This is a genomic window from Luteimonas terricola, assembly GCF_004352845.1.
GTDB classification, from domain to species: domain Bacteria; phylum Pseudomonadota; class Gammaproteobacteria; order Xanthomonadales; family Xanthomonadaceae; genus Luteimonas; species Luteimonas terricola.
Genome location: NZ_SJRX01000010.1, coordinates 1 through 24,669, shown reverse-complemented (window position 1 = coordinate 24,669; position 24,669 = coordinate 1). Strand labels below are relative to the sequence as shown.

Annotated in this window: 27 protein-coding genes; 12 read left to right on the top strand and 15 right to left on the bottom strand. The window is 68.7% G+C overall.

Annotated features, from left to right (window positions below; translation table 11 throughout):
* Window positions 1-31: 31 nt before the first annotated feature.
* The 4 genes from dnaG to rpsU all read right to left on the bottom strand — a co-directional run bounded on the left by dnaG (window position 32) and on the right by rpsU (window position 3,705).
* On the bottom strand, window positions 32-1,771 hold the full coding sequence (gene dnaG, locus E2169_RS12985; protein ID WP_132987042.1) for a DNA primase: 1,740 nt from the start codon (window positions 1,769-1,771) through the stop codon (window positions 32-34).
* Window positions 1,772-1,868: 97 nt separating this feature from the next.
* Window positions 1,869-2,813 (bottom strand): YihY/virulence factor BrkB family protein, encoded by a 945-nt coding sequence (locus tag E2169_RS12980; protein WP_132987041.1) that lies wholly within the window; start codon window positions 2,811-2,813, stop codon window positions 1,869-1,871.
* Window positions 2,814-2,938: 125 nt separating this feature from the next.
* A complete protein-coding gene (locus E2169_RS12975) occupies window positions 2,939-3,385 on the bottom strand; it encodes a GatB/YqeY domain-containing protein (RefSeq protein WP_132987040.1) in 447 nt (148 codons plus the stop codon).
* A gap of 104 nt (window positions 3,386-3,489) precedes the next feature.
* The gene (gene rpsU / locus E2169_RS12970) at window positions 3,490-3,705 is read right to left on the bottom strand and encodes a 30S ribosomal protein S21 (RefSeq protein ID WP_132987039.1); all 216 of its coding nucleotides are present in this window, start codon (window positions 3,703-3,705) and stop codon (window positions 3,490-3,492) included.
* A 132-nt stretch (window positions 3,706-3,837) separates the two neighbouring features.
* On the opposite strand from rpsU, the gene tsaD reads away from it, so the two are divergent.
* The 5 genes from tsaD (at window position 3,838) to E2169_RS12945 (ending at window position 8,038) form a co-directional block, all read left to right on the top strand.
* Entirely contained in the window at window positions 3,838-4,896 is a 1,059-nt protein-coding gene (gene tsaD, locus E2169_RS12965) for a tRNA (adenosine(37)-N6)-threonylcarbamoyltransferase complex transferase subunit TsaD (protein ID WP_132987038.1), read from the top strand.
* 28 nt (window positions 4,897-4,924) lie between these two features.
* Window positions 4,925-5,281 (top strand): dihydroneopterin aldolase, encoded by a 357-nt coding sequence (folB, locus tag E2169_RS12960; RefSeq protein ID WP_132987037.1) that lies wholly within the window; start codon window positions 4,925-4,927, stop codon window positions 5,279-5,281.
* A 24-nt stretch (window positions 5,282-5,305) separates the two neighbouring features.
* Window positions 5,306-6,610 (top strand): mechanosensitive ion channel family protein, encoded by a 1,305-nt coding sequence (locus tag E2169_RS12955; RefSeq protein ID WP_132987036.1) that lies wholly within the window; start codon window positions 5,306-5,308, stop codon window positions 6,608-6,610.
* Window positions 6,610-7,137, top strand: coding sequence for a 2-amino-4-hydroxy-6-hydroxymethyldihydropteridine diphosphokinase (gene folK, locus E2169_RS12950; RefSeq protein ID WP_132987035.1), 528 nt, complete (start codon window positions 6,610-6,612; stop codon window positions 7,135-7,137). Before E2169_RS12955 ends, folK begins: the two co-directional genes overlap by 1 nt.
* A gap of 67 nt (window positions 7,138-7,204) precedes the next feature.
* Complete coding sequence (locus E2169_RS12945) at window positions 7,205-8,038, top strand: DUF6159 family protein (RefSeq protein ID WP_132987034.1); 834 nt, start codon at window positions 7,205-7,207, stop codon at window positions 8,036-8,038.
* Window positions 8,039-8,064: 26 nt separating this feature from the next.
* Here E2169_RS12945 and E2169_RS12940 read toward each other — a convergent pair whose 3' ends face one another.
* Window positions 8,065-8,802, bottom strand: coding sequence for a pteridine reductase (locus E2169_RS12940; RefSeq protein ID WP_132987033.1), 738 nt, complete (start codon window positions 8,800-8,802; stop codon window positions 8,065-8,067).
* 87 nt (window positions 8,803-8,889) lie between these two features.
* Between E2169_RS12940 and E2169_RS12935 the strand changes: the two genes are divergently transcribed.
* Together E2169_RS12935 and E2169_RS12930 are read left to right on the top strand one after the other, a co-directional pair.
* Window positions 8,890-10,074, top strand: a complete 1,185-nt coding sequence (locus tag E2169_RS12935; RefSeq protein ID WP_132987032.1) for a class I SAM-dependent methyltransferase — start codon at window positions 8,890-8,892, stop codon at window positions 10,072-10,074.
* On the top strand, window positions 10,071-10,493 hold the full coding sequence (locus tag E2169_RS12930) for a VanZ family protein (RefSeq protein WP_370465153.1): 423 nt from the start codon (window positions 10,071-10,073) through the stop codon (window positions 10,491-10,493). Before E2169_RS12935 ends, E2169_RS12930 begins: the two co-directional genes overlap by 4 nt.
* On the opposite strand, the gene E2169_RS12925 is transcribed toward E2169_RS12930, so the two are convergent.
* Window positions 10,453-11,733, bottom strand: coding sequence for a multifunctional CCA addition/repair protein (locus E2169_RS12925; RefSeq protein ID WP_132987031.1), 1,281 nt, complete (start codon window positions 11,731-11,733; stop codon window positions 10,453-10,455). The genes E2169_RS12930 and E2169_RS12925 overlap by 41 nt on opposite strands.
* A 7-nt stretch (window positions 11,734-11,740) precedes the next feature.
* On the bottom strand, window positions 11,741-13,696 hold the full coding sequence (locus tag E2169_RS12920) for a lytic transglycosylase domain-containing protein (RefSeq protein WP_132987030.1): 1,956 nt from the start codon (window positions 13,694-13,696) through the stop codon (window positions 11,741-11,743).
* Between the two features lie 49 nt (window positions 13,697-13,745).
* Here E2169_RS12920 and E2169_RS12915 point away from each other — a divergent pair, with 49 nt between their 5' ends.
* Window positions 13,746-14,543, top strand: a complete 798-nt coding sequence (locus tag E2169_RS12915) for a sulfite exporter TauE/SafE family protein (RefSeq protein ID WP_229659219.1) — start codon at window positions 13,746-13,748, stop codon at window positions 14,541-14,543.
* A gap of 111 nt (window positions 14,544-14,654) precedes the next feature.
* On the top strand, window positions 14,655-17,516 hold the full coding sequence (locus E2169_RS12910) for a TonB-dependent receptor plug domain-containing protein (protein ID WP_132987028.1): 2,862 nt from the start codon (window positions 14,655-14,657) through the stop codon (window positions 17,514-17,516).
* A gap of 40 nt (window positions 17,517-17,556) precedes the next feature.
* Here E2169_RS12910 and betT read toward each other — a convergent pair whose 3' ends face one another.
* From betT to E2169_RS14580, 5 genes are all read right to left on the bottom strand, one after another.
* The gene (betT, locus tag E2169_RS12905; protein WP_132987027.1) at window positions 17,557-19,833 is read right to left on the bottom strand and encodes a choline BCCT transporter BetT; all 2,277 of its coding nucleotides are present in this window, start codon (window positions 19,831-19,833) and stop codon (window positions 17,557-17,559) included.
* A gap of 558 nt (window positions 19,834-20,391) precedes the next feature.
* Complete coding sequence (locus tag E2169_RS12895) at window positions 20,392-20,598, bottom strand: hypothetical protein (RefSeq protein WP_132987026.1); 207 nt, start codon at window positions 20,596-20,598, stop codon at window positions 20,392-20,394.
* Between the two features lie 92 nt (window positions 20,599-20,690).
* Window positions 20,691-21,284, bottom strand: a complete 594-nt coding sequence (locus E2169_RS12890) for a M23 family metallopeptidase (protein ID WP_165942425.1) — start codon at window positions 21,282-21,284, stop codon at window positions 20,691-20,693.
* 70 nt (window positions 21,285-21,354) lie between these two features.
* Window positions 21,355-21,531 carry a DUF1203 domain-containing protein gene (locus E2169_RS14585; protein WP_308422603.1) on the bottom strand — a complete coding sequence of 59 codons (177 nt, stop codon included), beginning with the start codon at window positions 21,529-21,531 and terminating at the stop codon, window positions 21,355-21,357.
* A gap of 47 nt (window positions 21,532-21,578) precedes the next feature.
* Window positions 21,579-21,689 (bottom strand): hypothetical protein, encoded by a 111-nt coding sequence (locus E2169_RS14580; protein ID WP_308422604.1) that lies wholly within the window; start codon window positions 21,687-21,689, stop codon window positions 21,579-21,581.
* On the opposite strand from E2169_RS14580, the gene E2169_RS14575 reads away from it, so the two are divergent.
* Complete coding sequence (locus E2169_RS14575) at window positions 21,684-22,109, top strand: hypothetical protein (RefSeq protein ID WP_308422606.1); 426 nt, start codon at window positions 21,684-21,686, stop codon at window positions 22,107-22,109. The genes E2169_RS14580 and E2169_RS14575 overlap by 6 nt on opposite strands.
* Window positions 22,110-22,117: 8 nt before the next feature.
* Here E2169_RS14575 and E2169_RS12880 read toward each other — a convergent pair whose 3' ends face one another.
* From E2169_RS12880 to E2169_RS14505, 3 genes are all read right to left on the bottom strand, one after another.
* Window positions 22,118-22,339 carry a hypothetical protein gene (locus tag E2169_RS12880; RefSeq protein ID WP_132987024.1) on the bottom strand — a complete coding sequence of 74 codons (222 nt, stop codon included), beginning with the start codon at window positions 22,337-22,339 and terminating at the stop codon, window positions 22,118-22,120.
* Window positions 22,340-22,602: 263 nt separating this feature from the next.
* The gene (locus E2169_RS12875) at window positions 22,603-23,376 is read right to left on the bottom strand and encodes a sulfite exporter TauE/SafE family protein (protein ID WP_132987023.1); all 774 of its coding nucleotides are present in this window, start codon (window positions 23,374-23,376) and stop codon (window positions 22,603-22,605) included.
* A 21-nt stretch (window positions 23,377-23,397) separates the two neighbouring features.
* Window positions 23,398-23,826: a pyrimidine dimer DNA glycosylase/endonuclease V gene (locus tag E2169_RS14505; protein WP_132987022.1), complete on the bottom strand. Its 429-nt coding sequence runs from the start codon at window positions 23,824-23,826 to the stop codon at window positions 23,398-23,400.
* A gap of 142 nt (window positions 23,827-23,968) precedes the next feature.
* Here E2169_RS14505 and E2169_RS12865 point away from each other — a divergent pair, with 142 nt between their 5' ends.
* Together E2169_RS12865 and E2169_RS14675 are read left to right on the top strand one after the other, a co-directional pair.
* Window positions 23,969-24,244, top strand: coding sequence for a type II toxin-antitoxin system ParD family antitoxin (locus tag E2169_RS12865; protein WP_229659218.1), 276 nt, complete (start codon window positions 23,969-23,971; stop codon window positions 24,242-24,244).
* A complete protein-coding gene (locus E2169_RS14675) occupies window positions 24,241-24,540 on the top strand; it encodes a type II toxin-antitoxin system RelE/ParE family toxin (protein WP_132987021.1) in 300 nt (99 codons plus the stop codon). The genes E2169_RS12865 and E2169_RS14675 overlap by 4 nt, the downstream gene beginning before the upstream one ends.
* The last annotated feature ends 129 nt before the right edge of the window (window positions 24,541-24,669 follow it).

Here is a 24,669-nt window from a genome sequence, read left to right as displayed (position 1 = left end):
CGGTTCAATGACGGCAGGTGCCGGGCGGCGCTCAGCCCGTTGCGTTCCCGCCGGCCTGCAGCAGCTCGCGCAGCTCGGCCTTGTCGACCGCGTCCAGGCCGCCGTCGCGCTGCTTCTCCAGCAGCTCGTCGACGCGCTGGCGCAGGGTCTGGCGGTCGAGCTGGCCGATGGCGTCGATGAACTCCAGGCGCCAGCCGGCCTCGTCGCCGGGCAGGTCGAGGCTGGCGAGCTTCTGCAGCGCGCCGGCCTCCTCGCGGCCCTCGAAGTGGGCGAGCAGGGCACCGGTGCCGATGTCCGGCCGCGCGCTGACGGTGGCCACGAGTTCGGTCAGCAGTTCGATGCCGGGCTGGCGCAGGGCCACGAAGCGGTAGGGCGGCTGCAGTTCCAGCGCCAGCTGCGGGCGCTGCAGCAGCAGGGTGATGGCGCCGCGCACCATGCTGCGCCTGGGTGCGTTGCCCGCGGGCGCGCGGCGGGCACGCGAGGCCGGCACGTGCACGTTCGGCGCGGATGCGCGCGCGCCCACGCCGGTCAGTTCGGTCAGCCGCTGCTGCATCAGGTCGGCGAAGGCGCCATCGGGCAGCTGGGCGAGCATCGGCTTGGCGCGCTCGGCCAGCCGCGCCTTGCCGTCGAGCGTGGCCAGGTTGATGCCGTCCTCGGCCAGGCTGTCGAACAGGAACTGCGACAGCGGCGTGGCATCGGCCAGGCGCGCATCGAAACCGGGCGCGCCTTCGTTGCGGACGATCGTGTCCGGATCCTCGCCGTCGGGCAGGAACAGGAAGAAGGCCTGGCGGCCGTCCTTCATCCGCGGCAGCACCGATTCCATCGCGCGCGTCGCGGCGCGGCGGCCGGCGGCGTCGCCGTCGAAGCAGAAGTAGACGTCGGGCGCGTTGCGGAACAGCAGCTCGGCGTGGTCGGGCGTGGTCGCCGTGCCCAGCGTGGCCACCGCCTGGGTGATGCCGTGCTGGAACAGCGCCACCACGTCCATATAGCCCTCGACCACGATCAGGCGCGCGATGTTCTGGTTGGCCTGGCGCACCTGCCACAGGCCGTAGAGTTCGCGCCCCTTGTGGAACAGCGGCGTCTCGGGCGAGTTGAGGTACTTGGGCGAATCCTCCGCCTTCAGCACGCGGCCACCGAAGGCGATGGTGCGGCCACGGCGGTCGTGGATCGGGAACATCACCCGCTCGCGGAACTTGTCGTAGACGTGGCCGCGGTCGTTCTTCGACAGCATGCCGGTGCGCTCGAGCAGCGAGACGCGGCGCGGGTCGGTACCGAGCGCGTCCTTGAGCGCGGAGAAGCCGCCTGGCGCGTAGCCGATGCCGAACTGCTCGCGGATCGAGGCGTCCACGCCGCGGCGGTCGAGATAGGCCGCGGCCTCGCTGCCGGATGCCAGCGCGCCTCGGTAGAAGCGCGCGGCCTCGTCGAGCACCGTGTACATGTCGCGGGTGTCGGGGTTCTCGTTGTGCTGGCGGGTTTCGCGCGGCACTTCGATACCCGCGCGCCGCGCCAGCTCGTCGATCGCATCGAGGAACTCGAGGCGGTCGTAGTTCATCAGGAACGAGATCGCGGTGCCATGCGCGCCGCAGCCGAAGCAGTGGTAGAACTGCTTGTTCGGCGACACCGTGAACGAAGGCGAGCGCTCGTCGTGGAACGGACAGCGCGCCGAGTACTCGCGGCCCTGGCGCTTCAGCGGCACGCGCGCGGCGATCACCTCGACAATGTCCGTCCGGGCGAGCAGGTCGTCGATGAAGGCGTCGGAGAGGCGTGCCATGGCTCCTGCCATGATCGCACGCACGGCCACACCGGAACCCGCAACCCGGTCCCCGCACAGCGGGGGAAGGTGCCGTCCCCACGCGGACCGCTCCGGCTCAGCCCGCCGAAGGACCGTCCGGTAATCCCTGATCGGCCGCAGCTGCTGCCTTCCGCTGCCGCACCGCCCGCTCATCCAGCTTCCTGCGCACGTTGCCCAACCGCCAGCGCTCGTCGATCACCGCGGTGATCATCGCGCCCACGAAGAACACCACCGCGGCGTAGTACAGCCACACCAGCAGCACCACCAGGGTGCCCATCGCCCCGTAGGCGCTGCCCGGGGCGGCCTCGGCGATGTACAGGCCGATGCCCCAGCGCCCCAGCACGAACAGCAGCGCCGTCAGCAGCCCGCCAAGGAAGGCCTGGCGCCAGCGCACGCGACGGTCGGGCAGGTAGTGGTACATGAGCGCGAACGCGAGCGCGTACAGGGCCAGCGCCGCCAGGTTGCCCAGCACTGGCAGGGTGGGCGAGCCACCGAAGGCGATCTCCAGGGCCGTGGTCAGGGCCGCGGAGACCAGCAGCAGGAAGCCCAGGGCGATCACCACGCCCAGCGAGAACACGCGCTTGCGCAGCCACGCGCGCAGGCCGCCGCGCAGCCTGGCGCCATCGGTGTGGAAGATCGCATTGAGCGTGCCCTGCAGGCGCGCGAACACCGCGGTTGCGCCGAAGAACAGCAGCAGCGTGCTCCACAGGCCGGCCAGCGAGCCGACGTCGGGCTCGGCGCGCGCGTTCTCCAGCACGGTCGTGGCCACCACGCTGGCCCCGCTGCCGGCGATCGCCTGTACCTGCACCAGCAGCGCGTCCTGGGCTTCGGGATAGAGCGAAGCCGTCAGCCACAGCAGCAGCACCAGCAGCGGTGCCAGCGACAGCAGCGCGAAGAAGGTCAGCGAGGCCGCGTGGGTGAGGATGTCGACCTCGACGAAGCGCTGCGCGATCGCCCAGGGCAGCGACTGCTGCAGCCGGTCGAAGCCCGCCTTCAGGCGTCCGGTGATGAATTCAGCCATGGCGTGGAGGATGCGGGCGGCCCCGTGGACGCGACGTGCTGTGGGGCCGGCTACAGCCGCGATCGCCGCCATGGCGGCTCCCACAGGGCACCGCCATGGCGGCTCCCCACGGCAAGGCGGGCATTTCAGCCGGCCAGCGCCTTCTTCACCAGCGCCGACACCTGGCCCATGTCGGCCTGGCCGGCGAGCTTCGGCTTGAGCACGCCCATCAGCTTGCCCATGTCGGCCGGGCCGCTGGCGCCGGTTTCGGCGATGGCGGCGTCGACGGCGGCCTGGATCTCGGCTTCGCCCATCTTCTCGGGCAGGTAGCGCTGGATGACCTCGATCTCGGCGCGCTCGATCACGGCCAGGTCCTCGCGGCTGGCGGCTTCGAACTGGGTCACCGAGTCCCGGCGCTGCTTGAGCATCTTCTCCAGCGCGACGAGTACCTGGGCGTCGTCGAGCTCGATGCGTTCGTCGACCTCGCGCTGCTTGATCGCGGCATTCATCAGGCGGATCACGCCCAGGCTGGCCTTGTCGCCGGCCTTCATGGCCGCCTTCATGTCGTCGGTCAGGCGCTGCTTGAGGCTCATCGGGGATTCTCCGGTTGCATGAAACACGAGAAGCCGGCGACGCTTGCGCGTGCCGGCTTCAGGGGACGATACCGACCGCGGCGCGCGAGCGCCGGCAGGCCGGATCAGTACATGCGCTGGCGCTTGGTGACGTCGCGCGAGGTGCGACGGGCCTGGCGCTTCACCGCCGCGGCAGCCTTGCGCTTGCGCTCCTGGGTCGGCTTCTCGTAGTACTCGCGCTTGCGGGTCTCGGCCAGGACGCCGGCCTTTTCGCAGGTGCGCTTGAAGCGGCGGAGGGCAAACTCGAAGGGCTCGTTTTCGCGGACTTTGACGCTGGGCATTGGAATCTCTGGTCTGGGAATGCGCCGGTTTCCCCCCGGCGAGCCGCGTATGATGCCCCAGTCCGCCATCGCGCGCAAATGCTCCAGTCCGGGTCGCAGCCGTAGCTGCGACCAGCGCACCCCCAAGACCCCATGATCGTCCTCGGAATCGAAACCAGCTGCGATGAGACCGGCGTCGCCGTGTACGACACCGGCCGGACGGGCGCGGCCGGCCTGCGCGCGCATGCCGTCTACAGCCAGATCGCCCTGCACGCCGAATACGGCGGCGTGGTGCCGGAGCTGGCCAGCCGCGACCACGTCCGCAAGCTGCTGCCGCTGATCCGCCAGACCCTGGCCGAGGCCGGGCTGGGCGTGGGCGATCTGGAGGGCGTGGCCTATACCGCCGGCCCGGGCCTGGTCGGCGCGCTGCTGGTCGGCGCCGGGGTGGCGCGATCATTGGCCTGGGCCCTGGAGCTGCCGGCCGTGGCCGTGCACCACATGGAAGGCCACCTGCTGGCGCCGCTGATGGAGGACGACCCCCCGGAGCCGCCGTTCGTGGCCCTGCTGGTGTCCGGCGGCCACACCCAACTGGTGGCCGTGGACGCCATCGGCCGCTACCGCCTGCTCGGCGAAACCCTCGACGACGCCGCCGGCGAGGCCTTCGACAAGACCGCCAAGCTCATGGGCCTGCCCTATCCCGGGGGGCCGCAGCTGGCGGCGCTGGCCGAGGCCGGCACGCCCGGCCGCTACCGCTTCCCGCGGCCGATGACCAGGCGCCCCGGCCTGGACTTCAGCTTCAGCGGTCTCAAGACCCAGGTGATGCTGGCCTGGCGCGACAGCGACCGGTCCGACGCCACCCGCGCCGACATCGCCCGTGCCTTCGAGGACGCGGTGGTCGACACCCTGGCGATCAAGTGCGAACGCGCGCTGGACGAAGCCGGCTGCGACACCCTGGTGGTGGCCGGCGGCGTCGGCGCCAACACGCGGCTGCGCGCGCGGCTGCACGACATGGCCGGCAAGCGCGGCGGCCGCGCCTGCTTCCCGCGCCCCGAGCTGTGCACCGACAACGGCGCGATGATCGCCTTCGCCGGCGCGCTGCGCCTCGAGGCCGGCCAGCGCGCCTCCGACGCCGTGCACGTCACCCCGCGCTGGGACATGGCGACCCTGCCCGAGGTCGTGCCCGCGCACGGGTCCGCCGCGGCGCCGCGTTAAGCTGGTGCACCCGCCCGGACCGCGCGCCATGGACCACGTCTTCATCGAAGGCCTCGAGATCGAGGCCCTGATCGGCATCTACGACTGGGAGCGCCGCATCCGCCAGACGCTGGTGTTCGACCTCGAGATGGGCTTCGACAACCGCGTGCCGGCGGCCAGCGACGACATCGCCGACACGCTGAACTACAAGGCCGTCAGCAAGCGCCTGGTGGAGTACGTCTCACAGTCGGATTTCGGCCTGGTGGAGACGCTGGCCGAGCGCTGCGCGGACATCGTCATCGGCGAGTTCAAGGTCGACTGGTTACGATTGAAGCTCAGCAAGCCCGGCGCCGTGCGCGGCGCGCGCGCCGTGGGCGTGGTCATCGAACGCGGCCGGGCCGGCTGACCCCCCCGAAGTAGCGGAGATCCCATGCAAGCTCGATTCGAGGCGCTGCGCGAAACGCTCGCGCCGTATCCCTGGGCCTACACCCTGCTGATGCTCGCCGCGCTGCTGCTGGTGGCATGGCTGGCGAACTTCATCACCAAGCGCATCCTGCTGCGCGGCCTGCGCCACGTGATCGCGCGGGTCGCCGCGCTGGCCGGCCACAACGGCGACTCGATCAGCCGCATGCGCGTGGTCTCGCGCCTGGCCAACGTGGTCCCGGCGCTGGTCATCGGCGCCGGCATCGCGCTGGTGCCCGACCTGCCACCGCGCTTGGTGGCGCTGGTCGCGGGCCTGTGCCAGGTGTTTGTGATCTTCACCGTCGCACTGGCCGTTGGCCATGCGCTGGACGTCGCGAACGAGGTCTACGAACGCCGCCCGGACGCGCGCGACAAGCCGATCAAGGGCTACCTGCAGGTCGCCAAGATCATCGCCCTGGTGATGGCGGCGCTGGCCTCGGTGGCGCTGCTTGCGGGCGTCGACCTGGTGCACGTGCTCACCGGCCTGGGCGCGGCCAGCGCGGTGCTGATGCTGATCTTCCAGGACACGATCCTGTCGTTCGCGGCCAGCCTGCAGATCAGCGGCGACGGCCGCGTGCGCATCGGCGACTGGATCGAGATGCCCAGCCAGAACGCCGACGGCGACGTCATGGACATCGCCCTGCACACGGTCACCGTGCAGAACTGGGACAAGACCATCACCACGGTCCCCACGCGCAAGCTGATCAGCGACTCGTTCAAGAACTGGCGCGGCATGACCGAGTCCGGCGGGCGGCGCATCAAGCGGGCGATCTACCTCGACCAGCATTCGACCCGCTTCCTCGACAGCGATGAAGTCGCGCGCTTCCGCCGCTTCCGCCTGCTCGATGCCTATCTCGACGGCAAGTCCACCGAGCTGCAGGACTGGAACGCGAAACTGGCCGAGCGCGGCGCGGAGCCCGTCAACCGACGCCGGGTCACCAACCTCGGCACCTTCCGCGCCTACGTCGAGCAGTACCTGCGCAGCCACCCGGGCGTGCATCAGGACATGACCCTGCTGGTGCGCCAGCTGCAACCCACTGAAGCCGGCCTGCCGCTGGAGATCTACTGCTTCACTTCGGACGTGGCCTGGGCGGCGTACGAAGGCATCCAGTCGGACATCTTCGACCACCTGCTGGCAATCCTCCCCGAATTCGGCCTGCGCGTGTTCCAGGCGCACGGCGACGCGCCGGTGGAAGTGCGCCTGCGCGACGAGCGGGCGTCCGGTGCACAGGCCGGCGCTGCGGTGGACGGCGCGGAAGCGGATCCCGCCTGATGGGTCGCGCCTGCCTCAGCCTGGGCAGCAACGTCGAGCCCGAGCGGCATATCGCGATCGCGTTCGCCGCCTTGCGCGCGCGCTTTGGCGACATCCTCGCCTCGGCGGCCTATCGCACGCCGGCGGTGGGCTTCGACGGCGCGGACTTCGTCAACGCCGCCGCGGTCATCGACAGCGACCTCGATCCGCAGGCGCTCAACGACTGGCTGCACGCGCTCGAGGACGCCCACGGCCGCGACCGCAGCGGCCCGCGCTACGGCGACCGCACGCTCGACATCGACATCGTCCTGTTCGACGACCTGGTGTGCAGCGGCCCCGGCAACCTGCGCCTGCCGCGGGGCGAACTGCGCCACGCCTTCGTGCTGCGTCCGCTGGCGGAGATCGCGCCGGACATCGTGGAGCCGGCCAGCGGTCGCACGCTGGCCGAGCTGTGGGCCAGGTCGGGCGAGCGCGACGTGGCGATGCGCGAAGTCACGTTGCCCGCGGCCGAAACAGGGGGTCACACTTCCGGGGCCGCCGCCGTCTAGGTGAGCATGACGCGGTACCACGGCCACCGGTCGTGGCGGGCGTCGGGGCCAACGGAGGGAGAGACCCATGTTCGACAAATTCTCGCGCAGCTGGGAGATGGTGAAGGCGAGCGCGGCGGTGCTGCGTTCGGACCGCGAGCTGATGCTGTTCCCGGTGCTGTCCGGCCTGGCCACGCTGCTGGTGATGGCCACTTTCGCGCTGCCGGTGCTGGCCCTGAAGCTGTTCAGCGGAGGCCTCAGCGTGGGCGGGGTGCTGGTCGGCTTCGTCTTCTACTTCTGCACCTACAGCGTGATCATCTTCTTCAACTGCGCGCTGGTGGGCGCGGCGATGATCCGCCTGGAGGGCGGCGACCCGACGCTGTCCGACGGCCTGTCCGCGGCGCGCTCGCGGCTGCGCGCGATCTTCGGCTATGCCGCCATCGCCGCCACCGTCGGCGTGCTGTTGCAGGCGCTCAAGGGCAAGGACAACAACTTCATCGTGCGCCTGATCGGCAGCGGCCTGGGGCTCGCCTGGACGCTGGCGACCTTCCTGGTGGTGCCGGTGCTGGTCAGCCGCGACATCGGGCCGGTCGACGCGCTCAAGCAGAGCGTCACCCTGCTCAAGCGCACCTGGGGCGAGAACGCCGTGGGCCAGGTCGGCATCGGCGCCGCGTTCGGCCTGCTGACGTTCGTCGCCGTGCTGCTGTCGGTGGGGCTGGTGGTACTGGCGGCGCAGGCTTCGGTGGCGCTGGCGTTCGTCGTCGGCGCGGTGTGCCTGCTGGGCGTGCTGCTGCTGGCCGTGTACCAGGCGGCGCTGACCGGGATCTATTCGGCGGTGCTGTACCGCTATGCCGTCTCGCACGAGGTGCCCGAGGCGTTCCGCGGCACCGACATCGCCACTGCGTTCCTGCCGAAGCGCTGAAGGCTGAAGGCGCGCGGGGCGCGGTCTCAGCGCGCCCCGCGGCCGCCGTCGACGGCCAGCACGGTGCCGGTGGTGTAGCCGGCGTCGCGCAGCAGCCAGAGCACGGCGGCGGCGATCTCGTCCGGCGTGCCGGTGCGGCCGACCGGGGTCTTCGCCAGCAGCCGCTCCTGCAGCACGGGGTCGATGCCGTCGTCGGGCCAGAGGATGGCGCCCGGCGCCACCGCGTTCACGCGCACTTCCGGCGCCATGGCCACGGCCAGGGCACGGGTCGCGGACTCCAGCGCACCCTTGCTGATGGCGTACGCGGCAAGGTCTTCGCGCGGGTCGCGGGCGTAGATGTCGGAGAGGTTGACGATGGCGCCGCGCGCCGCGCGCAGGTGCGGTGCGGCCGCCTGGGCGAGGAAGAACGGCGCCTTGGCGTTCACCGCCATCATCCGGTCCCAGTGGTCGGGATGAATGGAACCGAAGGTGTCCGGGACGAATTCGGATGCGTTGTTGACCAGGGCATCCAGGCGGCCGAAGCGGCCCACCGTGCGCGCCACCAGCTCCGGCAGGCGGTCGAACTCGGCGAGTTCCGCCTGCAGCAACAGTACGCTGCCCGCGCGAGTCGCCTCAAGCTCCGCGGCCAGCGCGGCGGCCTCGGCCGCGGAGCCGCGGTAGTGCAGCGCCAGGTCGTAGCCGGCGGCGTGCAGGCGGCGTGCGATGGCCGCGCCCAGGCGGCGTGCGGCGCCGGTGACGAGTGCTGCGGGGTGGCCTCCTGGCATGGCTGGCTCCGTGATCTGGAGGCGACACCATAACGTCCGGCGACGCGCGTTTCCGTATCCTGTCGCACGTACGCAACGGAATCCCCCATGTCCATTCCCCCGCTCGATCCCGACGCCCAGGCGCACAGCGACCGCCTGCGCCAGCTGGTCCACGCCGTGATCGCCGATGCCGGCGGCGCGATCCCTTTCTCCCGGTTCATGGAGCTGGCGCTGTACGCGCCGGGCCTTGGCTACTACAGCGCCGGCAGCACCAAGTTCGGCCGCGCCGGCGACTTCGTCACCGCGCCGGAGCTGGGCAGCCTGTTCGCCGAATGCGTGGCCGAAGCGTTCGCGCCGGCGCTGCGCCAGCTGGGCGACGCTGCCACCTTCCTCGAGATCGGCGGTGGCAGCGGCGCCTTTGCTGAAGCCGCGATCGGGCACCTCGCGGCGATCGATGCGATGCCCGCGCGCTACGCCATCCTCGAACCCAGCGCCGACCTGCGCGAGCGCCAGCGCGAGCGGCTGCAACAGCGCCTCCCCGAAGCGCTGTCCGCGCGCGTGGAGTGGCTGGACCGACCCCTCGACGAAGCCTGGCAGGGCGTGCTGTTCGCCAACGAGGTGATCGACGCCCTGCCCACGCCGCGCTTCGTGATCCGCAAGGGCGAGGTGCTGGAGGAAGGCGTGGCCAGCGCGCCCGGCGGCGGCTTCACCACCGTCGAGGTGCCGGCCGATGCGCTGATGTCCGCCGCCGTGCGCCACGTCGAGCGCCAGCGCGACGAGGGCGCCTTCCCCGACGGCTACCGCTCCGAGCTGCTGCCGCAGCTGCCCTACTGGGTGCAGGCAGTGATGGGCGGCATGGAGGCCGGCGCGATGCTGTTCATCGACTATGGCTACCCGCGCCGCGAGTACTACGCCGCCACCCGCGGCCGCGGCACGCTGCGCGCCTTCCACCGCCACCACGTGGTCGACGACGTGTTCGCGCGCGTGGGCCTGCAGGACATCACCGCTTCGGTGGACTTCACGGCGCTCGCCGAGGCCGGCACCGGCGTCGGCTTCGACTTCGCCGGCTACTGCAGCCAGGCCATGTTCCTGATCGGCAACGGCCTGGAGCAGCGCCTGGCCGCACAGGAAGAGCAGGCCGCCAACGACACCGCGCGCTACGCCCTGCGCCGCCAGGTGCAGCAGCTGACCCTGCCCACCGGCATGGGCGAGCGCTTCCAGGCCATGGGCTTCGAGCGCGGGGTGCCGTTCGAGGCCGCGTTCCTGGGCGGCGACCTGAGCTTCCGCCTGTGAGCCGGCTGCGCCCCGGGCGCTCGCTCAAGCCGCTGCGCTATCCCCGGGCCTGGTGCGCGCTGTGGTGCCTGGCGATCGCCGCGGTGGTGGTGTTTTCGATGATGCCGGCGCCCGACCTGCCGTCGCCTCCCGGCAGCGACAAGCTGCACCACTTCCTGGCCTATTTCGTGCTGGCGGCGAGTGCGGTGCAGCTGTTCTCGCGCTGGCCGGCGCTGCTGGGTGCCGGGCTTGGCCTGGTGCTGCTGGGCATCGGCCTGGAGCACGCCCAGGGCGCGTTCACGGGCACGCGCATGGCCGACCGCTGGGACGCCCTGGCCAACACCCTGGGCGTGATCGCCGGCCTCGGCACGCGGCTGACGCCGCTCGACGACCTGCTGCTCAGGATCGAGGCGCGGCTGTTTCGCCAGGTCCCGGGCTGACCGCGCCGCCGGTCGTGCGCAGCGTGCGCGCGGCGGCGATCGCGGCGATGCGCGCTTCGCGCAGGGCAGCGCCGAAGGCGGGTCCTTGCAGACCCTGGTCGGCGATGTCCGCGCCGGTGACCGCGGCGGCGGCGTCGCGCAGGCGCACGAGTTCGTCCGCCTGCGGATAGGGCGTGTCGGCCAGGCCGGCGCGGCCCCGCTTGTCGGCCTCGCACACGGTGGCCAGGCGATGGATGCGCTCGGGCCTGCGGAAGCCGTCGCAGCGCGTGAGCAGGTCGTGCACGGTCTGGTCGCGCAGTTCGGCCAGGCGGTGCACGTTGAGGTGCTCACGGCAGGCGACCAGGGCCAGGTCGCGGTGCGCGGCCGGCGCCCGCAGCCGCTCGCACAGCGTGCGCACCGGGGCTACGCCGCGCCGTTCGTGCTGGATGTGGCGCGGCAGCTCGTTGGCGGGCGTGAGCGCCTTGCCGAGATCGTGCACCAGGGCCGCGAAGCCGACTTCGTCGTCGCCCGGCGCCAGCTGCGCGGCCATGTCGCAGACGAGTTCGATGTGCACGCCGGTGTCCACCTCGGGGTGGTACTCGGGGCGCTGGGGCACGCCATAGAGCGCATCGACCTCCGGCAGTACGGCCGCCAGCGCGCCGCAGTCGCGGAGCGTGCGCAGGAAGGCGGAAGGCTTTTTCGAACGCAGCGCGCGCACCAGTTCCTGCCACACGCGCTCGGGCACCAGCTCCGCAAGCTCGCCGCCGGCCACCATCTCGCGCATCAGGGCGGTGGTTTCGTCGGCCACGGAGAACCCCAGCGGCGCGAAGCGCGCCATGAAGCGCGCCGCGCGCAGCACGCGCAGCGGATCCTCGGCGAAGGCCGGCCCGACGTGGCGCAGCACCCGCGCCTGGATGTCGCGCTGGCCGTCATGAGGATCGACCAGGCTGCCGTCGCTGCGCTCGGCGATGGCGTTGATGGTGAAGTCGCGTCGGCCGAGGTCCTCTTCCAGCGTCACCGTCGGCGCAGCGTCGACCACGAAGCCGCGGTGGCCGCGCGCGGACTTGCGCTCGGTGCGCGCCAGCGCGTGTTCCTCGCCGGTGTCGGGATGCAGGAACACGGGGAAGTCCCGGCCCACCGCGCGGAAGCCCTGCGCCAGCATCGCGTCCGGCGTCGAGCCGACGACGACGAAATCACGGTCGCCCGCCGGCTGCCCCAGCAACCGGTCGCGCACCGCACCCCCTACGAGATAGATCTCCATCCCGCCATCATGCCGGGCAGGCAAAGGGCTTGCGCGTGGGTGCCGCGCGCCCGTGCATGCGGTCGCTCACCGGCACCGCCTGGTCGCCCAGCCGCCAGTCGTAGATCACGCTGAAGGCGAGCACGCGCGCCACGTAGTCGCGGGTCTCCTTGTAGGTGATGGTTTCGATCCAGAAGTCGGCGTCCATGCCCGGGCGCTGCGCCTGCCAGCGCGCGGTCGGCGTGGGGCCGGCGTTGTAGGCGGCGATGGCGACGTAGGGCAGGGTGTACCTGTCCTTCATCTCGCGCAGGTAGGCGGTGCCGATGCGGACGTTGGTGGCCGGGTCGAACAGCGACTCGGCGCCCGACCACGGAATGCCCAGGCGACGCGCCACGCCGGCGCCGGTCTCGGGCAGCACCTGCATCAGCCCCCGGGCGTTGGCCGGCGAGCGCGCGCGCGGATTGAACACGCTTTCGGCGCGGATCTCGGCCGCGACCCAGGCCGCGTCCAGGTTGTTGCGCGCGCTCTCGGCGCGGATCAGCGCGTCGTGGTGCAGCGGGAAGCGCAGCGTGTACAGGCGCAGTTCGTCCGGCTTGCGCTCGCCGCCGGCGTTGACCAGGCCGAACACGCCGCGGTCGAACCAGCCGTTGGCCTGCGCCATCTCCACCGCCATCTGGCGCTGGCGGTCGCTGAAGCGCGACAGCGCATCGCTCCATTCGCGCGTGGCCCAGGCGGCGCGTCCGATCCGGAACAGCGCCATCGCGCGCTGCATCGCCGGCTCCGCGGCCACCGCGGCCTGCTCGGCGGCGCTGCCGCCGTGTTCCAGCGGACACAGCGCATAGGGCTGGTCGATGCGGTCGGCGGCCAGGAAGCCGTGGAAGTCGGCGTCGCGCGCGGCGGCCGCGTACAGCGGGCGTGCCCCGGCGCGGTCGCCGGAGAGTTCGCGCAGGCGCGCGGCGAAGTAGGTCCAGCGCGACTGGCCGCGCTGCCCGGGCGTCATCTGCCCGATCGCCGCCAGCGCCGCGGGCCAGTCCGAACGCGACATCGCTTCGCGCACGCGCCATTCGTGCAGGCGCTCGTCATAGGCCGACCCGGGCACGGCGGCCAGGCGCCGCGCGCCGCCCTCGTTGTAGGACGCCACCGTCCACAGCGCGACCTGGTAGAGCACGCGGTTGCGGTCGGCATCGGTGAACTGCAGCGCCTGCGCCACCTGCGGCAGCAGCGTTTCGGCGGCGTCCGGGTTGGAGCGGGCCAGCGTGGCCAGGCCGTGTGACGCCGCCAGGCGGCTGCGCGCGGTCTTCGGCCACGCCGTCGCGCGGGCGTCGGCGTGGCCGAGGTAGGCGGCGTAGGCCTCCGCCTGGCGCCGGTCGTCGGCCGGCAGTCCGCGGGCGGCGGCACGCACCACGCCCGGCTGTCCTTCGGCGATCGCGGCCTCGATGCGCGCCCAGCGCAGCGCATCGTCCAGGCCGCCGCGCCCGGCCAGGGCGTCGAACACCGGATCGCAGGCATCGGGCTGCGAGCGTCCGGCGCCGCGCCACAGCTCCTGGACCTCGGCGGTCCACTCGGCATCGGCCGCGCCCGTGTGCAGCCGGGCCTCCAGCGCGTTGCAGGCCAGGGTCGCGGAGCCGGTCCCCGGCTCCCAGGCCGCGCGGAACCCCGTCCAGTCCTTGCGGCGCGCCAGTTCCCCCAGCCATGCGGCGCGGAAGGTCGACGCCACCGCCTGTCCGCGGTGGCGGTCGAGGAAGTCCTGTGCCTGCGCCCGGGTCAGGTTGGCGCGATCGCGGTTCAGTCGGGCGTGCCCGATCCAGCCCTGCAGCGGGTGGTCGGCGCGCAGCGGCGGGATCGGCTGGCCGATCTCGGCGGCGGTGAGCGCGCGCCGCGCGAGGTCGTCGTCGGCAAGCGCCTGCGCCCGCGCCTGCGGAACCGTGGCGAGTGGCAGCGCGAACAGCGCGCTCAGTAAGATGGTGAGCTTTCCTGGCGTCATGCAGAGGACCATGGCGAATGGGTCGGCTGCCCATCTTGAAGGAAGAGATGTGATCGAAGGGTTCTGGATGTTTCCGCTGCTGGGCATCGTCGTCGGCGTATCCGCCGGCCTGCTCGGTATCGGCGGCGGCCTGGTGCTGGTGGCGGCGCTGGCCTGGCTGCTGCCGCTGCTGGGCGTGCCCGTGGAGCTCGCCATGCACGCCGCACTGGCCAGCTCGATGGCCAGCATCGTGTTCACCGCGCTGTCGTCGGCGTGGTCGCACCACCGGCGCGGCGGCGTGCTGTGGCCCACCGTGCGCTGGATGCTGCCGGGCCTGCTGGTCGGCGGCTGGCTGGGCAGCCTGCTCGCGGTGGGGCTGGAGGGCATCGTGCTGCGCTGGATCGTTGCCGTGTACTGCCTGGTCGCGGGCCTGCAGATGGCCTTCGGCGGTGTCCGCGTCGATGCCGGCAGCGACGTGGCGCCCACCGGCCTGCCGTGGACCGCGGTCGGCGGCGGCATCGGCGCGCTGTCGGCGGTGGTCGGCATCGGCGGCGGCAGCATGACCGTGCCGCTGCTGGTGTGGCGCGGCGTGCGCCCGGTGCGCGCGGTGGGCACCTCGTCCGCCTGCGGCGTGGCGATCGCCATCGGCAGCGCGCTGGGCTACGCCCTGAACGCGCCGCCCGGCGGACTCCCCGAGGGCGCGGTGGGCTATGTCTACCTGCCGGCCGCCATCGGCGTGGCCATGACCTCGGTGCTGGCCGCGCCCTGGGGCACGCGCCTGGCGCATGCGATCAGCGGGCCGGCGCTGAGGCGCGTGTTCGCGGCCTTCCTGGTGGTCGTGGGCCTGAGCCTGGTCCTGGGCGGCTGATCCGACCAAGGGTCAACCCCAGGGCTTGCCGTCGTTTTACGTTTTGTTTACAACTGGGCTGCCGACGGCACGGGGGCAACGGGTCGGCGCCAACGCCACCAGGAGAGATCCATGGTCATCCCCCAGCCTCGCCTGCTCGCGGTCGCCATCTGCGCCGCGTTGCCCCTGATCGTTCCGGTCGCCGCTTCCGCGCAGGACGCCGACCCCACCACCCTCGACTCGGTCACCGTCACCGGCTCGCGCATCAAGCAGTCCGAGCTCGAGACCCATGTGCCGGTGCAGGTGCTCACCCGCGAGGACATTGACCGCAGCGGCTTCAAGTCGGTGTCCGACATCGTCCAGAACCTGACCGCCAGCGGCGCCGGGCTCAACACCAAGTTCAACTCCAGCGGCAACTTCGGCTTCCCGCCCGATGGTGGCGGCGTGGGCGCGGGCGCGGCCACGGTCGACCTGCGCCACCTGGGTCCCAAGCGCGTGCTGGTGCTGGTGGACGGCATCCGCTGGGTCAACGAGTCGTCCGGTTCGGGCGTGGGTTCGGCGGTGGACCTCAACACCATCCCGCTGGCGCTGGTCGACCGCATCGAAGTGCTGGAAGACGGCGCCTCGTCGATCTACGGCTCCGATGCCATCGCCGGCGTGGTCAACATCATCACCCGCAAGAACGTGCAGGGCGGCGACATCGAACTGCATTACGGCACCTACGACGACCTGGGTGGCGACACCTGGGGCGCCGACATGGGCTACGGCGGTGGCACCGACCGGCTGCAGTGGTTCGTCGGCGCCTCCTACTTCAAGCAGGAAGAAATCTCCTCGCTGGAGTACGGCCCGGCCAGCATCCCGGTCCCCGGCACGGGGCTGTCCAACGGCAGCTCGGCCACGCCGCAGGGGCGCTTCGTCTTCCTCGACCCCGACACCGGCCTGGTGCACGACCTGACCACCAACACCGGAGTCACCGATCCGACGTTCGTGCCCGGACAGGAGTGCGCGCGCACCGACGGCTTCCACTGCTTCGCCACCGCAGACCGCTTCAACTTCGCGCCCTACAACCTGCTGCTGACGCCGTCGGAGCGCAAGACGGTGTTCGCGCAGGCGCGCTTCGCCTTCACCGACAGCGTCGGCGGTTACATCCGCGCGCTGTACAACGAACGGCAGTCGGCGAACCAGGCCGCGCCGGAGCCCTTCTTCCTCGGCACCGACGCCGGCATCTACAACCACTGGGGCGAAAGCAGCCTGGTGATCTCGGCGCTGAATCCGCACAACCCCTTCGGCTTCGACCTCACCACGATGGGCGCCGATCCGAACCTGTTCCTGCTCGGCCGCCGCCCGGTCGAAGGCGGTCCGCGCCGCTACGAGCAGGACGTCGAGACCTGGTACGTCGCCGCCGGCCTGGACGGCAGCTTCGACGTGCGCGATCGCCCGTGGAGCTGGGACGTGAACGTGGTGCGCAGCGAGAGCAGCGCCGAGCAGACCAACTACGGCAGCTACAACCTGCGCCGCATCAACGAAGCCCTGGGCGATCCCACCGCCTGCGCCGCCATCGCCGGTTGCGTGCCGCTGAACCTGTTCGGCGGCGCGGGCACCATCACTCCGGAGATGCTCGCCTTCATCCAGCCCGTGGTCCGCGACGAGAGCGAGAACACCCTCACCCTGGTGTCGGCCAACATCACAGGCGCGCTGTTCCAGCTGCCCGCGGGCCCGCTCGGCTTCGCGGCCGGCTACGAGTACCGCAAGTACGAAGGCCGCTACCAGCCCGACCCGATCACCGTGGCCGGCGAGTACAACGGCGTCCCCTCGGGGCCCACGGCGGGTGATTACGACGTCAACGAAATCTATGCCGAGGTGGCGATACCGCTGATGTCCAACCCCGAGCGCGGCAGCGCGCTCGACATGAGCATCGCCGGCCGCTACTCCGACTACTCCACCTTCGGCGGCGAGAGCACCGGCAAGCTCGGCCTGCGCTGGCAGGTGGCGGAGGAGCTCGTGCTGCGCGGCTCGTTCGCGCAGGGCTTCCGCGCGCCGTCCATCGGCGAGCTGTACGGCACGCTGTCGCGCTTCGACGCCACCCTGGTCGACCCCTGCTCCGGCGCCGGTGCCACCCGGCCCGAGTGCGTGGCACAGGGCGTGCCCCCGGACTACGTGCAGACCAACCCGCAGATCTCGGTGGTGACCTCGGGCAATGCCGACCTGCAGCCCGAGACCAGCCGCAGCGTGATGCTGGGTGCGGTCTGGAGTCCTTCGTTCGCCTCCAACGCCACGTGGTCCGAGCGCATGGACCTGGGCCTGACCTTCTACAAGCACACCATCGAGGACGCCATCCAGGCACCCGACGCCCAGGTCATCCTCAACCGCTGCGTGTTCGATGCCGACCCCTTCTCGTGCGCGTCCTACGACCGCAGCGAACGCGGCCAGATCATCCGCTTCGACGACATCCTCGACAACCTCGGCACCATCCGCACCGACGGCTGGGACCTGAGCCTGGGCTGGCTGCTGCCCGAGCAGGACTGGGGCCAGCTGCGCTTCGACGCCAAGGCCACCTTCGTGGGCGAGTACGAGCTGGTCAACGAATCCGGCCAGGCCGAGCCGCGGGCGCCCGGCGTCGAGGTCAACAACAGCGCGATCCCGGAATGGACGTCGACGCTGTCCACGCAGTGGAGCAAGGGCCCCTGGGCAGTCGCCTGGACGGTGCGCCACATCGATGAACTGCGTGAATCCTGCGGCGGCGCCATCGGCTTCGACATCTGCGACGACAGCGCCAACGACCTCAACACCCTGGATGCCACCACCTACCATGACCTTCAGCTGTCCTGGAACAGCGACGCATGGATGCGTGGGATGCGCGTGTCGCTGGGCGTGAACAACGTCACCGGAGAGGACCCGCCGATCTGCCTGAGCTGCTCGCTCAACGGCTACGACGCGGCGACCTACGACCTGCCGGGGCGGTTCTTCTACGCACGCGTGGGGTTGAGGTTCTGAGCGGTCAGGGCGCGGCCCGTCGCAGGGCCGCGCCCGTGCCTCACGGCTGCTGGACGCCTCCCGCGCCCCCGGGAATTGCCGACTGCTGGTCCTTGGGCAGGATCGCAGGCGTCAGCACCGAGGCGGTATCCGTCTCCGAGGAGAAGGTGAGGAACGCGAGGTGCGCCTCGTAGCGGTCGAGCACGTCGTCGATCACCTGCTGCCTGGTGAGGCCCGTCAGGTCGTAGCCACCGGAACCGGTCTGCGTGAACACCTCGAGCCGGTAGTAGACGTCGGTCTCGCGCGACATGCGGCCGCTGAACATCGGCACCGGCGCCTCGACGATGGCGACCTGGTAATGGAAGGCGCGGAAGGCGTCCATCGATACCCGCAGCACCGGCTCCTCGATGCCGTGCGCGTTGGGAATGGTGGTCTGCTCGACCGCGTAGCCCTGGTTGCGGAACTCGGTGCCGACCTCGTCGAGCGCCGGCCGCACCGTGCGGTCGAGGAACTGGGTGACCTGCCGCAGCGATGGATACGCGCGCAGCTGTTCGAGCCGCTGCTTCCACGAGCGCTCCGGAACGTGTCCGCCGATCGGCGCCATGGACGGCCTGCGCAGCACCTGGCCCTCGCGTTCGGCCCGCTCCATCCGCAGCACCTTGTGGAACGACGCCATCACCAGGTACGCGATGATCGTCACCGGCAGGGCGAAGATGAGCGTCGCGTACTCCATCGTGGTCACGCCGCCCGCCAGCAGCATCGCCACCGTGAGCACCGCGGTGAGCACGGCCCAGAAGATGCGCAGCCATTTGGGTCCGTCGTGCGACGGATCCGGAATGGACGCCGAGAAGTTCGACATCACCATCGCGCCGGAGTTGGCGCTCGTGAGGTAGAACAGCAGGCCCGACAACGTCGCCAGGCCGATGAGGAACATCGCGCCCGGGAACATCTCCAGCAGCGCATACCAGCCGCGCTCGGGGCTCGCGACCGCGAGCTCGGCGAATCCGGTATTGCCCTGCAGCACCTGGAACAGCGCCGAATTTCCAAAGAACGACACGATGATGAAATCGCACAGCACCGGCGCGGTGATCGCCGCGATCACGAACTCGCGCAGCGTGCGTCCGCGCGAGATGCGGGCCAGGAACACGCCGACGAATGGCCCCCATGCGAGCCAGAACGCCCAGAAGAACAGCGTCCATCCGCCCATCCAGTCGGCGCCGCCGGGCTCGTAGGCGAAGGTCTGGAGCGTGCGCGCGGGCAGGGTGAGGAAGAAGCGGCCGATGTTCTCCACCAGCGCGTTCATGAGGAACGCGGTCTGCCCGGTGACGAGGATGTACACCATCATCGCCACCGCGCTCCAGAGGTTGAGCTCCGAGATCCAGCGGATGCCGCGGTCGACGCCTGACGTCGTGGCCGCGATGGTCAACACCACCGCCCCGACCACCAGCGCGATCTGCAGCGACAGGCCCTGCTCCAGCCCGAAGATCAGCGAGAACCCGACGTTCAGCAGCACCACGCCGATGCCCATCGACGTGGCCACGCCGAACACCGTGCCGACCAGCGCGATGATGCTGATGCCGTCGCCCAGGGGGCCGCGCACACGCTTGCCGAGCAGGGGGTAGAGCGCGGCGCGGATCGACAGCGGCATGCCCCAGCGGTAGGCGAAGTAGCCCATCGCCATGCCCAGCAGCGCATACATCGACCAGCCGGCGATGCCGTAGTGGAACATCGTCCAGACCACCGCATCCTGCATCGCGGCGGCCGTCGCGCCGTCGCCCGACGGCGGATACATGTACTGCACCACCGGGCCGGTCACCGAGTAGAACAGCATGTCGATGCCCACGCCCGCGGCGAACAGCATCGCGACCCAGGTCGTGAGCCCGTACTGCGGCCGCGAATGGTCGGGACCGAGCCGCACGTTGCCTTCCTTGGACAGCGCGACCCAGAGCACGAAGCCGACGACAAGCGTCATCGTGAGCACGTAGTACCAGCCCAGGTTGTAGGCGATCCAGTCGACCGCCGCCTTCATCGTCGCGCGCGCCTCGGCGGGCACCAGGATCGCCCAGATCGAGAAGGCGACGATCACCACCGATGAAATCGAGAGCACGCTCCAGTTGATCCTCGCCGTGCGGTGCTCGAGCAGTTCCTGCGGACCCTTGCTCAGGTCGCTGCGCGAGACCGGCGCGTCATCGTCGGACGCGCGCTCATGCCGCCGCCCCGTGCCGCCGAAGCGGCTGCGTTCAAGGGGTGGGGGTGGATTCGCACCTTGGGCCCCGGGGCGCTGTGCGTCCGATGGGGTTGCGTTGGAGGCTTCGTCGTCCGGCGGCTCTACGGGCATCGCTCATTCCTTTCCGGGGCAAGCCGCCTCCTACGGCGGAAGCTGGACGCGATCATGAACTTGCCCGGTATCCGTCTGCATGAATAGTACGCCGGAAGGCCGCCCCCCCCCGTTGTCCTCGTCCGCCAACGGGCACTACATCCGCTCGCCAGGCAGCTGGCTGGCCTGCCCGACCCAGTCGACGAACTGTTCCTCGTCGAACTTGCCCTCGTGGATGTCGAGGTAGCGGACGTCCTCGTGCTTCGACGTGCCGGGAGGTGGCGTCCTTTGTGCCGTAGAAGGGCGAGTTCCACTTGACTGCCTTGCACACGCCGGGGACGGTGCGCTCGACGAGTGCGTCCAGGCGGCGACCGACATCGCTCTTCCAGCCCGGCATGGCCGAGATGCAGGCCTGCACGGGGGCGTTGCCGTAGCCCTTGGGGATCTGGGGATTGCCGCCGGAAACGAGCGGGACTTTCGCTGTCTTCTTTGCAGTCATGATCACTCATGCAATGCCGTTAAAGACCTTCTGGACAACTCGCGTGCCGTGTGCCCTGGGGCATGGAAACCCGACAAACATCAAGAAAAGGCCAGCCAGGCTAAAGCGGCCACCCCGACGATCTGGATTGCAGTAATCGTCCAGAACAAGCCGGGATGTTCTGAGCGGCTGGCTTGAATGAGAGCGGGATACCAAAGGAGCTGGCCTGAGCGAATCGCCAGGATGGTGATCAAGGCCAGCAGCAGGGCCGCCGCGGAAAGAATGATAGTTCCAAGTGAGAGAGACATATGGGCCTTGGTTCCTGGGGACTGGCGCTTGAACCAAGCCGGTCCGCGAAGTGGGTACGTCGTGGGGCAAACGGAGCAGGTTCGTGACCGGATTAGTGGATTCTCATGGCGCGCTGGTCCCAGCGGAGCTGCAGTGCCTGCTTTCCGCGCCATGCTCCTATATGCACATGGGGTGCCCTGGCGTAGCCATTGTTCCCGACAAAGCCGATCTGATCGCCCGCCTTCAGGCGGGAACCCTCTTCTACTACGAACCCTTGCAGATGAGCCACGGCGAACATCGTGCCATCCGATGTTTTCAGGACAACGCCGGAAGCGCGGCTTTCATTCTGCTTGCCTGGCTGATTCGTCAATGGATTCACATGGATCCCGACTACATCGCAGTCGCAAGGTGAGTAGACGGGACGGTTCCATCCGTACCAGTCTTCGTTCTCTGATCCGTCGGTTCTATACAGCCTGAGAAAGAGTGGCTCTTTGCCTTCATCGAATGCGGTGATCATGCAGTCCTGCCCGAGGTCATCTCCGGGATAGGGGAGTTCGCCCGCAGCGTGCTCGGAACACATGTAGGGGTCATTGAACAGAGGGCGGGCCAGCACCTGCTCGATCGTATCTGGCGTAGAGACCGTCGCCTGCTCCGCATGGGAAGGGGCAGCGGTGATTGCAAGCAGGAGAAGTGCGGACGTGCGCATGCTTGTGTCCAGGGCTATGGCTGGAGGTAACTTACAGTCGGCCGCGCCGGACTTGAAAGCCAGAAAGTCCTCATGACTTCCCGCAGGGACTTGGCACCGCCAGGCATGGCTGAACACGTCTTGCGTGACATGGGAAGCAGCCCTGCCTGGCGTTATGCAGGTGCACATACGACACGGCATGATCAGTAAAAAGTTTCTCCAGGGCGCGGGTTACGCCGGAACCATCCTGTACATCTGCGGAGAGCATCATGTGATCCGAGCCATATGCCCGTATAGAGATGATGCGGCGTGTCACTAAGCCGGAACAAGGCCGGGAGCAAGAATGCGCCTTGTTTGTCGACGTCGGACATAGATCGGGCCTGAGGCACGATAGGGAGAGCTTGCCGGTTGATGCAGGTAATGCAACAGAAGAAGTTCGTCGCCTGCAGCAGCATCCTCCAGACTGACGCGGCAAGGGAATCCCTGGTCACTGTCGGCAATGCGTCTGACGTTGCCTCGGCCTTTCAGTTCCGCATCAGACAGCGGAAAAAGTGGTTCAAACTGTTTGTGGTCGATGCCGACCAGTTGGAAGATCGCTACCCTCACATGGTCAGGCTGCAGATACTCGCCGAATTCGGACTTTTCATCCTGGCTCCAAGGCCTGAATCAGGCCGCGCCCCGAAGGGGGTCGGCTTGGGCGAACTGTCAGGAAACATCGTCGGTGTACTCCGTAGAGACGCATGCTCTTTGCCAGATGGCTTTCCGATACCTCCACGCCCATACGGCATGCAACTTCCTCACCCGAGTTCGCATTCGGAGGAGACCCACCGAACGGCATCCCCTTGAACGAATTGTCAGGCAGCAGCTGCTTGTCCGGGCCGCCAGCCAAGGAGGCGGGCAGGGAGAAGCAGGATGGCCTGCAAGAACGCGAACATGGCGGAGAAAGTAATGCCAACCAGGCGAAACGGCAGGGCAAGCAGCCAGGCGATTGGCCATAGAACCAACGCCAGCAGGGCCAATGGCCAGCACAGGACAAAGAGAATGCACCAGGCAACCATGGCAATGAGTGTTCTCACAACGCTGCTCCTTCGCGGGATCGGACCTGGAGACGCAAAGGGTTGCAGTCCAGGTGTGGCGTGGCAACCATCCTTGCGATGGAACGGCCGGAGCCCTGGATCAAGCGCCAAATACGGCGACGAAACCTCCCGGCGGCCCAATTTCAGAACCAGGCCGGGTCGCGAAGCGGGTCCGGCTTGAATGAACTGTCAGCCCTGCGCTGCGAAGGACTCATGGTACGAGGAAGCCAAAGCGGGAGTAGTACATCGCGGCAGCGCCCCGACTACAACAGCCCTGAAACGAGACCCAAAGCAACCACAAACAGCATGGCAGCGACAATACGCTGGATGCCCGGCATGGTCATTTTCTTGAGGTAGTTGTTGCCAAGGGCCGCCCCAGCGAACGCCGCCAGAACTGCCGCCGCCAACAAGCCGTAATTGAAGTCTGCGCTCTCACGGGCAAGCGCGGTGGAGTAGATGGCCAGGCGCGAAAAGTCGATGAGGCAGGCGATGACCACGCCGGTTGCAATAAATGCCTCTTTGGTCAGTCCCGCGCGGGACAGAAACGCCGAGCGAAGCGCACCTTGCATGCCGGAAAGGCCACCAAAGAACCCGCTGAGCAAGCCACCCAAGGGCATGAACTGCGCTCCAAAAGACAGGTTTCGAAATCGCGGAATGAACTCCAGCGAGGCGAACAGCAGAAGGAGCAAACCCACCACCAGCTTGACCGGCGTAACCGACACCAATCGACCGAAGGCTGAGTAAGAGAACACAGGGTCAATGCCGGCGAGCCAGACCAGGATCCATGCACCAAGGAATGACATGACTATGGCCGGAAGGCCAAAACGGACGACGACATGTCGGTCAGCGTGCCGTCCGGTCAATGCGAGTTTGAAGAGACTGTTGAGGAAATGAACGATTGCGGTAAGCGCAACGGCCTGCTCGATGGGAAAGAACAATGCAAAGGCTGGCAGTAGCAGGGTGCCCAGACCGAAGCCGGAGAAGAACGTCAAGGCTGATGCCAGCAACGCTACGGTGCAGATGATCAAGTAGCTCATGCTGCAATCACCGCGATCTCCTTACGCCCGCTCCCATGATGCCACGGGCCCGGGTTGCGGACGAAACAGCGGGTGGCACGCTGGAGTGAGCACGCCGCTCCATTGGACAAGCACGGCGGGACTGCGAACGGAAAGCTTGCTTTGCAAATGCAACCACTCATATGCAACCTGGCCCGCGCTGACAGGGATTGGTTGAACAGCCCGGACTGGGCCGACCTTGGAGCGGTCGAAAGCGTAGCCTCGATAAGTTGCCTCGGCATGGACAGCGGCCAGATACGAATTCATGGCCGAGCGCGGGTGTGGATGTGCTTTGAAGCGCTCCAACTGAGGATGGCGAGTGTAGCCGCGCGTCTGGCCACGGAGCACTGCCTTGGCGAGCAATGTCTCACGCCAGAGTGCAACGAGCCCTTGCGGATCTAGATATTTTGGATGCAGTGACCAGAGACGCATGCAGTGGCGCCTAACGCCAGAGTTAAGCCGCGCTGCGTAGGGGCATGAAGCACATGGCAAGCTTTATCTGCCATGTGGTTTGCGCCCCGAAGCGGTGTCGGCTTGAACGACTTGTTAGGCGCCGATTGACACGCGCAGCCTGATGTACCAATATCTGGTACAGATAAAGGAGGACGTCATGGCCAGAAATACGAGCGTCAGCTTGGGTGATCATTTTGAGCAATTCATTGCGGGCCAGGTAGACACGGGTCGATACGGTTCTGCCAGTGAAGTTGTCCGAGCCGGGCTGCGTTTGCTCGAGATTACCGAAAGCAAGTTGGAAGTTCTACGGAACGCGCTGATTGCCGGTGAACGAAGCGGGCGATCCAAATATAGCTATGAGTCGCTCATCGCAGAGCTAGACTCGGAACAGCAGTGAGGCACTTTGACTTAACTAGGTCGGCGCAGGCCGACCTAAGGTCGATTGCGCGGTTTACGCAGAGCCGGTGGGGGGTGCGGCAGCGCAATGCGTACTTGAAGGAAGTGGATCAAGTCTTTCGTTCGTTGGCGAAGAACCCACTAATGGGAAGGGCTTGCGACGAGATCCGAGAAGGCTACCGGAAGTTTCCTCATGGGGTGCATGTGATCTACTACAAGCAACCGAGTGAGAACGAGCTGCTGATCGTTCGTATTCTCCACGCGACGATGGACGTGGACTCGAATATTGGCGCCTAACGCCTTATGTCTTGAGTTTCCCCTACCGTAGGCGCCGAGAGCCCGACGTGCGCGCCCGATAACGCCTCGGTGTCAGACCACCGTAATTCAGCAGGGGCCGCACGCCGGATCTCGCGCCCTGCGCCCGAA

Coding starts and splice junctions, on each gene's coding strand:
- dnaG (WP_132987042.1), bottom strand. CDS start 1,771: ATGGCACGCCTCTCCGACGCCTTCATCGACGACCTGCTCGCCCGGACG.
- E2169_RS12980 (WP_132987041.1), bottom strand. CDS start 2,813: ATGGCTGAATTCATCACCGGACGCCTGAAGGCGGGCTTCGACCGGCTG.
- E2169_RS12975 (WP_132987040.1), bottom strand. CDS start 3,385: ATGAGCCTCAAGCAGCGCCTGACCGACGACATGAAGGCGGCCATGAAG.
- rpsU (WP_132987039.1), bottom strand. CDS start 3,705: ATGCCCAGCGTCAAAGTCCGCGAAAACGAGCCCTTCGAGTTTGCCCTC.
- tsaD (WP_132987038.1), top strand. CDS start 3,838: ATGATCGTCCTCGGAATCGAAACCAGCTGCGATGAGACCGGCGTCGCC.
- folB (WP_132987037.1), top strand. CDS start 4,925: ATGGACCACGTCTTCATCGAAGGCCTCGAGATCGAGGCCCTGATCGGC.
- E2169_RS12955 (WP_132987036.1), top strand. CDS start 5,306: ATGCAAGCTCGATTCGAGGCGCTGCGCGAAACGCTCGCGCCGTATCCC.
- folK (WP_132987035.1), top strand. CDS start 6,610: ATGGGTCGCGCCTGCCTCAGCCTGGGCAGCAACGTCGAGCCCGAGCGG.
- E2169_RS12945 (WP_132987034.1), top strand. CDS start 7,205: ATGTTCGACAAATTCTCGCGCAGCTGGGAGATGGTGAAGGCGAGCGCG.
- E2169_RS12940 (WP_132987033.1), bottom strand. CDS start 8,802: ATGCCAGGAGGCCACCCCGCAGCACTCGTCACCGGCGCCGCACGCCGC.
- E2169_RS12935 (WP_132987032.1), top strand. CDS start 8,890: ATGTCCATTCCCCCGCTCGATCCCGACGCCCAGGCGCACAGCGACCGC.
- E2169_RS12925 (WP_132987031.1), bottom strand. CDS start 11,733: ATGGAGATCTATCTCGTAGGGGGTGCGGTGCGCGACCGGTTGCTGGGG.
- E2169_RS12920 (WP_132987030.1), bottom strand. CDS start 13,696: ATGACGCCAGGAAAGCTCACCATCTTACTGAGCGCGCTGTTCGCGCTG.
- E2169_RS12910 (WP_132987028.1), top strand. CDS start 14,655: ATGGTCATCCCCCAGCCTCGCCTGCTCGCGGTCGCCATCTGCGCCGCG.
- betT (WP_132987027.1), bottom strand. CDS start 19,833: ATGCCCGTAGAGCCGCCGGACGACGAAGCCTCCAACGCAACCCCATCG.
- E2169_RS12895 (WP_132987026.1), bottom strand. CDS start 20,598: ATGTCTCTCTCACTTGGAACTATCATTCTTTCCGCGGCGGCCCTGCTG.
- E2169_RS12890 (WP_165942425.1), bottom strand. CDS start 21,284: ATGCGCACGTCCGCACTTCTCCTGCTTGCAATCACCGCTGCCCCTTCC.
- E2169_RS14585 (WP_308422603.1), bottom strand. CDS start 21,531: ATGCTCTCCGCAGATGTACAGGATGGTTCCGGCGTAACCCGCGCCCTG.
- E2169_RS14575 (WP_308422606.1), top strand. CDS start 21,684: ATGCAACAGAAGAAGTTCGTCGCCTGCAGCAGCATCCTCCAGACTGAC.
- E2169_RS12875 (WP_132987023.1), bottom strand. CDS start 23,376: ATGAGCTACTTGATCATCTGCACCGTAGCGTTGCTGGCATCAGCCTTG.
- E2169_RS14505 (WP_132987022.1), bottom strand. CDS start 23,826: ATGCGTCTCTGGTCACTGCATCCAAAATATCTAGATCCGCAAGGGCTC.
- E2169_RS12865 (WP_229659218.1), top strand. CDS start 23,969: ATGTACCAATATCTGGTACAGATAAAGGAGGACGTCATGGCCAGAAAT.